Genomic DNA, 11,873 nt, shown 5'->3' on the forward strand with positions numbered 1-11,873 from the left:
CAATTAACCGCTTATGGAAAGTCAAAACACAACGGCTGCAGCAACACTTTGTTACCACTGCGGCGAGCCTTTAGAACAGATTAAATTTACCTATAGCGGTCACGATTTTTGCTGTACAGGCTGCAAGAGCGTTTATAAAATCCTATCCGAAAACAACCTTTGCAATTATTATACATACAACGATTCGCCTGGAAAAAGGGCTGAACAAAGCACCCATTTCGAATATCTCGACGAGCCTGCCATTATCAGTCAGCTACTCGATTACCAGCACGATAAGGCCAGCATTGTAACCTTTTACATTCCGGCCATTCATTGCAGTTCGTGCATCTGGCTTTTAGAGCATTTGTATAAAATTAATCCTGCCATTTTTTCTTCGCGCATCGATTTTTTAAAACGCCAGGTAACCATCAGTTTCAGGCACGAAGAAGTTCCGCTCCGTAAACTCGTCGAAATTTTAAACGAAATCGGCTATGCTCCCTTAATCAGTCTGCAGGATGTAGTGAAAGAAAATAACCGCTCAATCAACAAGCAGCTGATCCAAAAAATTGCAGTTGCAGGCTTTTTAATGGGCAACGTAATGCTGTTTAGTTTCCCTGAATATTTTGGGCTGAATGGCTTCGAAAAGCAATTTCAACAGCTGTTTGGCTGGCTAAACCTTACCTTTTCTATTCCTGCGGCATTTTACTGTGGTAAAGATTACTTTGTTTCGGCAATAACCAGTTTAAAACACAAACAGGTTAACCTCGATACCCCGCTGGCCCTGATTATAGCCATGCTCTTTTTACGCACGGCTTACGACATCCTTTCGGGCACCGGGCCTGGCTTTGCCGATACGCTTACCGGACTGGTATTCCTGCTGCTGATGGGCAAATGGATTAAACAACGTACCTATCACCATATCTCTTTTGACCGCGATTACCGCTCTTACTTTCCGATTGCCGTTACCAAAATGATTAACGGGATAGAAAAACCTACAGCGATAGCTGATATCGCCATTGGTGACAGGCTTTGGATCAGGAATGGTGAAATTGTGCCTGCCGATGCCATTTTAATGAAAGGCGATGCCTGGATGGATATGAGTTTTGTAACCGGCGAAGCTGAACCGGTGCATAAAGTGCTTGGCGAAATTATTTATGCCGGCGGCAGGCAAACCGCCCAAGCCATAGAACTGGAGGTAATTAAACCGGTATCGCAAAGTTACCTAACCGGCTTATGGAACAATGAAAATTACCAGGCCGATTTAAAAAAACAGAACTTTAACGACCGCGTAGCCAAATATTTCAGTCTGGGTGTTTTTATACTGGCCTTTTCGGCAGCGATTTACTGGCTACTGCAAAATGATAGCAGTAGAGCCTGGGCAGCCTTTACCGCCGTTGTAATTGTGGCCTGCCCCTGCGTATTATCGCTTAGCACACCTTTTACCCTTTCGGCCATCCTTTCTATTTTCGATAAAAAAGGTTTTTACGTTAAAAACACCGATGCTGTGGAAGCACTTGCAGCTTGCGACATGGTGATTTTCGATAAAACCGGTACTTTAACCAGCACCGAAAATGCCAGTCTCTCTTTTGAAGGCCAGCTTGATGATCACGAACAACGTTTAATTGCTTCGCTGGTTAGAAACTCTTCGCATCCCTTAAGTCGCCACATTTTAAAACACCTGCATTGCGATGATTTTTTGCCGGTAAGCCATTATATCGAACGCGCTGGCAAAGGCATTTCGGGACGGGTAAACCAGCAGCAGATTTATCTCGGAAACCATGCCATGATGCCCGAAAATGTTAAGGTTGCAAACAGCAATGGGGTGCATATAGTAATCGGCAATCAGTACAAAGGCAATTTCCAAATGAAGCAGCAATGGCGTGGGGGATTAACCCAGCTGATCCAAAAGCTAGACAAAAGGTTTAAAATGCATGTACTATCGGGCGATACAGACCGCGAATACACAGCATTAAAAACCATGTTCCCATCCAATACCAAAATCAATTTCAGGCAGAGCCCTCATCAAAAACTAGATTATGTATTGCAGCAACAAAGGGCCAGACATAAGGTAATGATGCTGGGCGACGGCCTGAATGACGCTGGTGCTCTAAAACAGAGTGATTTTGGCGTGGCCATAACCGATAACATTAACAACTTTACCCCTGGTTGCGATGCCATTTTAACCGGAAACGGCCTTAACCTGATTCCCAACTTTATTGCGTTAAGCCGCGATGGGCTCAAAGTGGTTAAAATCAGTTTTGCCATTGCCATTGCCTATAACTGTGTTGGTTTGTATTTCGCAGTTCAGGGCACTTTATATCCTTTAATTGCCGCTGTACTCATGCCCATCAGTACCATTACCATTATCTCTTTTACCTCCATTGCCACACACTTTTTTGCACGTAAAAATAAATTATGAACATCCTGTATTTTTTAGTCGGTTGCAGCGTATTAATGGCCCTGATTTTTCTGGCTGCATTTTTCTGGGCTTCCAAAACCGGTCAGCACGATGATGTGTACACCCCAGGCATGCGCATCCTTTTCGACGATGAAACCAAAAGTGACGACAATCACATTTCAAACCAACCCACATCATAATTGGGCACAGCCAGCCTGAATACATTTGCTGTACAAAAACTAACAACCCTTCTTAATTATTATGCAGTTAGAGAAATTTACTTACGACAATAAGATTGTCCGCAACTTTGGTATCGCTACCATTGTTTGGGGCGTAATCGGCATGACAGTGGGCCTCCTCATCGCCATGCAGTTATTTAAACCTGGTATGAACATGGGCAGCCAATACACCACCTTTGGCCGTATCCGTCCGCTGCATACCAATGCCGTAATTTTTGCCTTTGTAGGTAATGCCATTTTTATGGGCGTTTATTATTCGCTGCAACGCTTACTCAAAGCCCGTATGTTTAGCGATGCTTTAAGTGCTATACATTTCTGGGGCTGGCAGCTCATTATCCTTTCGGCTGTAATAACCCTGCCTTTGGGCTTTACCACCTCGCACGAATACGCCGAGCTGGAATGGCCGATTGATATTGCCATTACGCTCATCTGGGTGATTTTTGGGATCAACATGTTCGGTACCATTTTTAAAAGAAGGGAACGCCACCTCTATGTAGCCATCTGGTTCTATATCGCCACGTTTGTAACCATTGCCGTGTTGCATATCGTTAATTCATTTGAGCTGCCTGTTTCGTTTATGAAAAGCTACTACTGGTATGCCGGTGTACAGGATGCACTGGTACAATGGTGGTACGGGCACAATGCGGTAGCGTTTTTCTTAACTACGCCTTATTTGGGCATGATGTATTATTTCTTACCTAAAATGGCCAACAGACCAGTTTACTCCTATAAGCTGAGTATCCTCCACTTCTGGTCGCTTATTTTTATCTATATCTGGGCCGGCCCACACCATTTACTCTATTCATCGCTACCGGGATGGGCACAATCGTTAGGTATAGTATTCTCTATCATGCTTATTGCACCAAGCTGGGGCGGTATGATTAACGGTTTGCTTACGCTACGTGGTGCCTGGGATAAAGTGCGCGAAGATGTTACCCTGAAATTTATGGTGGTAGCGCTAACCTGCTATGGTATGGCCACTTTTGAAGGCCCTATGCTTTCTATTAAACAGATTAACGGCATTGCACATTTTACCGACTGGATTGTAGCGCACGTGCACGTAGGTGCCTTGGGCTGGAACGGATTTTTAACCTTCGGTGTATTGTACTGGCTCATTCCGCGAATTTACAAAACCGAACTTTACTCTAAAAAACTGGCGGGTTTCCACTTTTGGATTGGTACGTTGGGTATTCTTTTCTATGCTGTACCTATGTACTGGGCTGGTTTTACCCAGGGCTTAATGTGGAAAGAGTTTACACCAGAAGGGCTTTTAAAATACCCTAACTTTTTGGCCGTAACACTTCAAATTATCCCCATGCATGTTTTCCGTGCAGTTGGTGGTGGTTTCTATTTGCTGGGTGCAATTGTAATGACCTTTAACCTGGCCAAAACCATGCTAAAAGGAAGTTTGCAAGCCAATGAAGCTGCCGAAGCCATGGCTTTAGCGCCGGTAATGGTAGAAACCAATGCAATGGATAAAAAATGGCACCGCGTACTGGAACGTAAACCAATGAAATTCATGGTGTTTTCGCTTATTATCATTTTAATTGGCGGGATGGTAGAAATGATGCCAACCTTCACCATTCAATCTAACGTACCCACCATTTCGAGTGTAAAACCATATACTGCACTCGAGCTTCAGGGTCGCGATTTGTATATCCGCGAGGGTTGTGTAAACTGCCATTCGCAAATGGTAAGGCCTTTCCGTTCAGAAACAGAACGTTATGGCGAATATAGCAAGGCTGGAGAATTTGTGTACGATCACCCGTTTTTATGGGGCAGTAAACGCACCGGACCTGATTTACACCGTGAGGGAGGAAAATACTCGCATGCCTGGCACTTCAACCACTTGCTCGATCCGGCATCGATGTCGCCGGGTAGTATTATGCCTCCATATCCCTGGTTAATTGAGCAAAAACTCGATATCAGCACTACGCCTGCCAAAATTAGGGCGATGCAAACTTTAGGTGTTCCTTACCCTGAAGGGTTTGATAAAACGGCTAATGATGACCTGAAACAACAGGCCGAGCAAATTAGCACAGACCTGAAACAAAACAACATCAAGGTAAAAAGCGACCGGGAAATTGTAGCCATTATTGCTTACCTGCAACGCCTCGGCACCGATATTAAAGCCAATAAAGAAACTATACCTTCAAACCAATAGCCATGTTCGAACAACTTAAAAACCTATCAGGCCGCGAATATTACCTGATCAGTTCGCTGCTATTATTTATGGTCTTTTTTATCATCGTGAGTATTTACCTCATTAAGCTGAGCAAGAAACACATCAGCAACATGAGCCAGCTACCTTTAAACGATTAGGAGCCCGATTATTAGCCATTATTACCGGAGGTTACACCACAAAAGCCTGTAACCTTCGCAACATAAATACAAAACATACGGATGAAAAAATTTAACATCACCCTCCTATTGATATTACCCGCAATAACGGCGCTGGCAGCTGATGAGCAAGTGGCGCCGGTTGAAGTGAGTTCGGGTCCAAATTTATTAGGCCTCAGTCAGGCCGAAACACTGCTGCTGATTATGCTTTTATTTGTATTGGTATTGCTCGTTGTATCCATTACCTTATTAAATGCTTTTAAGGTGATGTACCGTGAGCAGCTTAACCCTACTCCTTACCATGCCCCTGTAAAAGAAGCTGCGCTCGATTACGACAGTTGGCTGAAAACCAAAAAGCACAAGCCTTCTATATGGAGCAAAATACTGGGTTTAAAACCCATCGAAGAAGAAAAACATATCGTTATCGAACATGCCTACGATGGTATTCATGAGCTTAACAACCCTGTTCCGGCCTGGTTTAACTTTTTGTTTTACGGCACCATTTTGTTTGGTATTGGCTATCTTTTCTACTATTACATTGGGGGTTATGGTTTAAACCAGGATCAGCTGTATCAGGCAGAAATGACCCGTTCGACTGAAGAAAAAGCCATTTACCTTCAAAAATCGGCCAATGCTGTTGATGAAAACTCGGTAAAAGCCGACAACTCAGCGCCTGTAATCGAATCGGGTAAAACCATTTTCACTGCAAATTGTGCAGTTTGCCATGGTCCGGCCGGAGGTGGCTTAATTGGCCCTAACCTAACCGACGAATTCTGGCTGCATGGTGGTGGAATCAACAATGTTTTTAAAACCATCAAATACGGTGTTCCGGCAAAAGGAATGATAAGCTGGGAAAAAACGCTTACACCGAAACAGATCAGCGAAGTAGCCAATTATATTTTATCGCTCGAAGGCAGCAAACCGGCAGGAGCCAAAGCAGCCCAAGGTGAAAAATATGAACCCGCAACGAAATAAGAAAGATGCCGCAAAAAAACAAGACCGATCAGCAAGGCAAAGGCCGTAATTTTCTTTATCCAAAGAAACCTTCGGGCAAGTTATACACCTACCGTAAGTGGGTAAGTTATGTACTCTTGCTTTGCCTGTTCAGTTTTCCGTTTTTACAGTTTAAAGGCGAACAGCTGGTGCTGCTCAACTTCATTACCCGCAAATTTGTATTCTTCGGCCTCATTTTCACCCCACAGGATTTTTATCTCTTCGCCTTTGCGATGCTGATTTTTATTCTTTTTGTGATCTGCTTTACCGTTGTACTGGGCAGGCTTTGGTGCGGCTGGGCTTGTCCGCAAACCATATTTATGGAGATGGTTTTCCGCCGTATCGAATACTGGGTTGAAGGCGATGCCATACGCCAGAAAAAACTGGATACACAAGCCTGGAATGCAGAAAAGGTTTTCAAAAAATCAGTCAAGCACCTGTTGTTTCTGCTTATTTCTTTTGCCATTGCCAATACCTTTCTGGCCTACCTTATCGGGAGCAATGTGCTGTATAAAATTATTACCGAACCGGTATCGGCACATATTTCGGGTTTCATTTCCATCTGTTTGTTTACTGCCATTTTCTACATCGTTTTTGCTTATGTGCGCGAAATTGTTTGTACAGTTATTTGTCCTTATGGCCGTTTGCAAGGTGTTTTGCTCGATAACCAGAGCTTAATTGTAGCATACGATGAAACACGCGGCGAACCCCGTGGCAAGCTGTTAAAGGATAACAGTAATTTAAAAGGCGATTGTGTAGATTGTAGCCTCTGTGTACAGGTTTGTCCTACTGGCATCGATATTCGCAAGGGTACACAACTCGAATGTATCAATTGCACGGCCTGTATTGATGCCTGCGATGAGGTAATGATCAAAATTAACAAACCCAAACGCCTTATTGGCTTTTACAACAGCGATTTCATTAAAACACGCACACCTTTCAAAGCTGGTTTAAAAGCTTATGGTTATGCCGCTGTACTGTTTGTAGCCGTGATCTTGTTTTCATCGCTCATTTACAACAGGCAAAATGTAGAAACCACGGTATTAAGGGCAAGCGGTACTTTGTATCAAACCCGTGCCGATGGCAGCATCAGCAATCTTTACAATGCCGAATTGATTAACAAAACCAACCGCGATATCAGCTTTAGCTTTAAATCGGCCAATAAAACCGATAGTATTTTGTTTATCCAAAGCGAAACCCTACTGCCTAAAGAAGGAACGGTACAATTAACTTTTTTCCTGATCAGAAAACCGGGACAGATTAAAAGCTACAAAACTGAGGTGGCTTTTGAGGTAGTAGCCGATAAAAAAACAATCAGCACCGCAGCTACCAGCTTTTTTGCCAATCCAAATTAAACAAAAACGATATGAACTGGGGAAATAAAATTATGCTCACCATGGCCGCATTTATAGTTTTTATACTGGCTTTGGGTGCTTACATGCTCAGCAAACAGGGGAATGATACACTGGTAGAAAGCAACTATTACGAAAAAGGGCTCCGTTACGAAGAAGAATACCGTTTAAAAGCGAACACCTTTTCCGATCATGCCGAACCAGTAATCACTGTAAATCCCAGTCAGGTGATTATCCGGTTAAAAGACAGTGCCAGCTACGCACTGGTATTAATGCGGCCCTCCAACGCTAAAGCCGATAAAAAACAGGTGGGCAATACCATTGGTAATGATCACCTCATTTTACTGGAACGGAAACCTGCGGATAAGGGCCTGTGGTACCTCGATTTAAAATGGGAAAGCAAGCACAAACATTACCAGTATAAAAAAAGTATCGCCCTGTAATGAACAACCTGCCACTTGCATTTTTAATGGGCTTACTCGGAAGCCTGCATTGTGCCGTAATGTGCGGCCCGCTGATGCTTTCTATGCCCCTCGAAAAGAAAAGCAGCTGGCAAGCGGCCTGGGGCTTGTTGCTATACCAATTAGGCAGGGTTTTTACCTATTCAGTGATGGGAGCTATTGCTGGCTGGCTCGGCAGCACCTTTAATCTGGTAGCTAACCAAAAAGCACTCAGCATTAGCATCGGTTTGCTATTAATTGTGTTTACCCTTTTGCAAATGCGGGCAGCTTACAGCCAAAAGCTCAGCGCAGTTCAGTTTAAACTAATTCATCCCATTGCCAAATTGATGGGCAAACTCATGGGCCTACCCTTCTGGCAATTTATGGCGGGTATGCTCAATGGTATTATTCCCTGCGGTATGGTTTACCTAGCTTTGGCTACGGCTGTTAACGGCGCATCGGTAAGTAGTGGTTTGCAGTTTATGTTCCTTTTTGGTTTAGGCACTTCGCCTTTATTGATGATGATTTCGCTGGGCGGTATTTACCTTAAAAAATACATCAGGTTTAATACCAAAAGGCTTATCCCCTGGTTTATGTTCTTTATGGGGGTATTGCTTTTGCTCCGTTCCGCTGAGCTGGGTATCCCTTTTATTTCGCCCAACATGGGCACACACTTTAACGGAACGGTACTTTGTCGTTAATCAGTTAAAAGATTTAAAAAGAAAGAGGCTGTCTCATTTTTTTTTGACAGCCTCGAATAGCGTTTTTTTTTTTGCAAATATCAGTCTTGTTTCACCAAATTTAGAACGCTTGCGATTCTTCGTAGTTAGGGCCATACAGCGCTGGCACTTTATTTCCCGTTGCCCTGAGATGTGAGATCATCTCTCCCCGATGATGGTACAAATGATTATAAAGAAATCCTCTGATTACCTGAATCTTCGGCATTGCTGGCATAAGTGGACTACCTCCTGCCGACATTGTCCAAGTATTCATATACTTAGATTCATCTGAGTTTTCGATTACGGTCTTTGCCCTGGCAACATTTTCTTCAAACTTAGCCAGGATATTAGCGGCTTTACTGATATCACCTTTATCATACTTATAAGAGCCCATATCAAAATCGTCCAGATCAAATGTAGGCCCATACCAGTTGTACACTTCGGCAATATGCGAGGCCAGCTGACCTACCGACCAAAGGTGTGGTTGCGGACGGTATTCCAATGCACTGTCTGGAATTATTGATAATAACTTTCTGGTGTTTTCAGCTTCATGCATAAACTCACCAATTAATGCTTGTTTCATCATTTTTATAATGTTTTGTTGTATATAAAAATAAGGAATATTTTGGATTGAGCTTGATTTTTGAGCATACAAAAGATCAAAATATTTGCATGGCCGGATCTGCTCAGAAACCGACATGCTGCGTTTTTACTCTACATGTAGTGGCACACTGGTTACTGCGATTACCTTCCAATCCCGCTCATATAATTTCCAAATCCTGGTGAACTTCAGCTTGCTTTCAAACGGCTGGTTCAGATAGCTACCCTCGATTTCTTTTGTAACTAACACAACAGCGGTATCTCCGAACGTATGCAACTGCTGATCTGAAACCGCTAAACTGGTAATTTTTAAATCCTGGCTAATATGCGGAGCCAAATCTTCTTTTTTGGAAAGCGTTACCCCCTGGTGATTAACAAATACCAGTTGATCGTGAAGTAATTCATCTAATACTTCCACATCACTACTTAAGATGGCGGCAACAAGCTGTTCTTCTAACTTTAGAATTTTACTTTCCATAGCTGTTTTTTCTGCTAAAGATATGAAAGCGCTAATCAAAATACCTGTTTTACACCTACAGCTAAAAAAAATCTTTTCACCACCTTAGACAACTAAGAACACTTTAGCAAACTGTCACGCTTAGGGTCAATTTATTTCATAAAAATCAATATGAATAACAGCCCATTCAGGGTCGTCATTACGAGCGTAGTGCAACGTAGCCGAGAAATCTGTCTCTATAGATTTCTCCGTTTCGCTACCGGTGAAAAACCGGCTGGCTTCAGTCGAAATGACGATTCTTCTGTTGGGTCTGTCAATGATAGCGAAGCATCTCTAAAAGATTAAATACCATCCCCTTAAATGCCCTCAGGTATCTAAGGTGGCCTTAACGTGGAGTAAATGTGGAATAAAGGTGGGGTGCTGTGATGTTTTTTTGGACTCTTAATCAGATCGATTAAATTGGGTCATCATCCCTTTGTTTAAACCAATATACAAAAATTATAGCTATCCAAAATGGAATTATTAAAATTGATGGGCAACTGGGCGATCTTGTTTTTACAAACGCGGAAGTAAGGATATTATAAGGCAAAGGCTACCCATACTGGCGCAAGTATTATTGCCACTTGCTTAAGAAATGGCCTGAATGTGCCTTTGTTAAGGCAATAAATCTGCTTTACACCTCCAACAACAATTTTTTTTCACCACCTTAGACAACTAAGACACCTTAGCAAACCATCATGCTGAGCAAAGCTAAGGATCTCTAAAAAACAAATAGAGTCGGGATTAATGCCCCTAACGAGATTATACTTTGAATCTAAGCGAAGAAACAGCTTCATCCCATGATACCTCAGGTAATTCAAATAAAGCCAAAGGAATTTGATCTTGGAACTTAAATTTACAAATTGTCGCCCACCCCATTGGTATACAATCAAAAGGTTTTAAATATTGTTCTGTTACATTTGTTAATTCAATTTGTCCTTCAAAGACAATTTGATTGCTCATATTTTCGATTCGATTAAAAATAGTTCCTAATGGAATCTCATATTCTGAATAAAGGCAATAAAGAATAACTTCTAACTTATTTAATACATCAAACTTTAAGACCTCTCTTAGTAAAGAGAAATCAGATGATGGAAACCTACCTGTAATTATAATATTTTCTCTTCCCATTATTCTATTTACAACTTAGAAACCTGCTTTTATTGCGATCCCCCCACTGAGGAACACACAATTTACTCAAAAACAAAAAAGCCTCTAAATTAATTTAAAGGCTTTTAATTATGTCGGGATGAGAAGATTCGAACTTCCGACCTCCAGCACCCCATGCTGGCGCGATACCTGGCTACGCTACATCCCGTTGATCAATTTGATCTGAAAAACGAACAAAGATAACATCCGGAACGAAAATCTCAAGAGCAGTCTCCAGATATTTTATTTTTTTTTATTTCCGCAGCATATTCCGGTATTCGGAAGGTTTCATTCCCTTTATCGTCTTAAAAAACTTATTAAAATTAGTGGGGTTGTTAAAGCCACTGGCATAACATACATCGGTTATGCTGTTATCTTCTGATTGTAAGAGCTTGCAGGCATGGCCAATCCTGATTTCGTTAATAAACTGGGTGAGCGATTTTTGCGCCCGCATTTTAAAAAAACGGCAAAAAGAATTGGGTGTCATGTTGCATAATTCGGCCACCTCTTCGAGATGAATATCGTTATGAAAATTTTTCATTAAAAACTGGTAAACCTTATTAATGCGGTTATTATCTTTTTCATCGTAATGGTTCTTAAAGGCTGCGCTCGAAAGGAATCTGTAATCTTTCGATTTAGCCAGTATTTTAATGATTTCGATTACCGAAATAATATTCCCAAAACCATCATTATTAGCGAGGCCCAGTAAAATTGGTTTTACCTTGTAAGTGGTTTCCTCATCAAAAACCATTCCCCGTGCAGCTCTCGAAGCAAGGTCTTCTACCTGTCGCAAAACCTCCTGATCATCGGTTAAGGTGTCGAAGAAATCGGCATTGAAATAAACAACAACCGATTTGACTGTTTTATCGTCCATATCTTCGTAACTCTTATCGTTCTGCCAAATGTGTGGCAGGTTTGGCCCCATCAATACCAAGTCATCATCTTCGAAATTCCCGATATGATCGCCAACAATCCGTTTGCCCTGACTCCGCTCAATCCACACCAATTCGCACAAATCGTGGAAATGGAAGGATGATATAAGCCGGTTATTATCAATATGTTTAATATGGATAGATTTCTCTCCTGAATGGTTGACATTAATCAGTTCAGATTTCATAAAATTTTCGAATTAAGCCCTTACAAGTAAACTAAATTAATGATAAATAGC

Annotated in this window: 12 protein-coding genes and 1 tRNA gene; 8 read left to right on the forward strand and 5 right to left on the reverse strand. The window is 42.0% G+C overall.

Translation table 11 applies throughout. The features are described from left to right. Positions 1–13 precede the first annotated feature (13 nt). The 8 genes from G7074_RS25395 (at position 14) to G7074_RS25430 (ending at position 8,442) form a co-directional block, all read left to right on the forward strand. Positions 14–2,398 (forward strand): heavy metal translocating P-type ATPase metal-binding domain-containing protein, encoded by a 2,385-nt coding sequence (locus tag G7074_RS25395; protein WP_166212022.1) that lies wholly within the window; start codon positions 14–16, stop codon positions 2,396–2,398. Then, positions 2,395–2,577 carry a cbb3-type cytochrome oxidase assembly protein CcoS gene (gene ccoS, locus G7074_RS25400; protein WP_124559788.1) on the forward strand — a complete coding sequence of 61 codons (183 nt, stop codon included), beginning with the start codon at positions 2,395–2,397 and terminating at the stop codon, positions 2,575–2,577. Before G7074_RS25395 ends, ccoS begins: the two co-directional genes overlap by 4 nt. Before the next feature lie 61 nt (positions 2,578–2,638). Beyond that, on the forward strand, positions 2,639–4,780 hold the full coding sequence (ccoN, locus tag G7074_RS25405) for a cytochrome-c oxidase, cbb3-type subunit I (RefSeq protein WP_124559787.1): 2,142 nt from the start codon (positions 2,639–2,641) through the stop codon (positions 4,778–4,780). Positions 4,781–4,782: 2 nt separating this feature from the next. Further along, positions 4,783–4,938, forward strand: coding sequence for a hypothetical protein (locus G7074_RS25410; protein ID WP_166212025.1), 156 nt, complete (start codon positions 4,783–4,785; stop codon positions 4,936–4,938). Positions 4,939–5,019: 81 nt separating this feature from the next. Then, positions 5,020–5,931, forward strand: coding sequence for a cbb3-type cytochrome c oxidase N-terminal domain-containing protein (locus G7074_RS25415; protein WP_233603856.1), 912 nt, complete (start codon positions 5,020–5,022; stop codon positions 5,929–5,931). Between the two features lie 5 nt (positions 5,932–5,936). Next, entirely contained in the window at positions 5,937–7,304 is a 1,368-nt protein-coding gene (ccoG, locus tag G7074_RS25420; RefSeq protein WP_166212028.1) for a cytochrome c oxidase accessory protein CcoG, read from the forward strand. Positions 7,305–7,315: 11 nt separating this feature from the next. Further along, a complete protein-coding gene (locus tag G7074_RS25425; protein ID WP_124559785.1) occupies positions 7,316–7,744 on the forward strand; it encodes a FixH family protein in 429 nt (142 codons plus the stop codon). Further along, complete coding sequence (locus G7074_RS25430) at positions 7,744–8,442, forward strand: sulfite exporter TauE/SafE family protein (protein ID WP_166212031.1); 699 nt, start codon at positions 7,744–7,746, stop codon at positions 8,440–8,442. The genes G7074_RS25425 and G7074_RS25430 overlap by 1 nt, the downstream gene beginning before the upstream one ends. A gap of 100 nt (positions 8,443–8,542) precedes the next feature. Here G7074_RS25430 and G7074_RS25435 read toward each other — a convergent pair whose 3' ends face one another. The 5 genes from G7074_RS25435 to G7074_RS25455 form a co-directional block, all read right to left on the reverse strand. Beyond that, a complete protein-coding gene (locus G7074_RS25435; RefSeq protein ID WP_124559783.1) occupies positions 8,543–9,046 on the reverse strand; it encodes a DinB family protein in 504 nt (167 codons plus the stop codon). A gap of 123 nt (positions 9,047–9,169) precedes the next feature. After that, the gene (locus tag G7074_RS25440) at positions 9,170–9,538 is read right to left on the reverse strand and encodes a nuclear transport factor 2 family protein (RefSeq protein ID WP_124559782.1); all 369 of its coding nucleotides are present in this window, start codon (positions 9,536–9,538) and stop codon (positions 9,170–9,172) included. Positions 9,539–10,318: 780 nt separating this feature from the next. Then, entirely contained in the window at positions 10,319–10,687 is a 369-nt protein-coding gene (locus G7074_RS25445; protein ID WP_124559781.1) for a hypothetical protein, read from the reverse strand. Positions 10,688–10,800: 113 nt separating this feature from the next. Continuing rightward, positions 10,801–10,874, reverse strand: a tRNA-Pro gene (locus G7074_RS25450). Positions 10,875–10,958: 84 nt separating this feature from the next. After that, the gene (locus G7074_RS25455; RefSeq protein ID WP_124559780.1) at positions 10,959–11,822 is read right to left on the reverse strand and encodes an AraC family transcriptional regulator; all 864 of its coding nucleotides are present in this window, start codon (positions 11,820–11,822) and stop codon (positions 10,959–10,961) included. Between the last annotated feature and the right edge of the window lie 51 nt (positions 11,823–11,873).

The organism is Pedobacter sp. HDW13 (assembly GCF_011303555.1).
Taxonomy (GTDB): domain Bacteria; phylum Bacteroidota; class Bacteroidia; order Sphingobacteriales; family Sphingobacteriaceae; genus Pedobacter.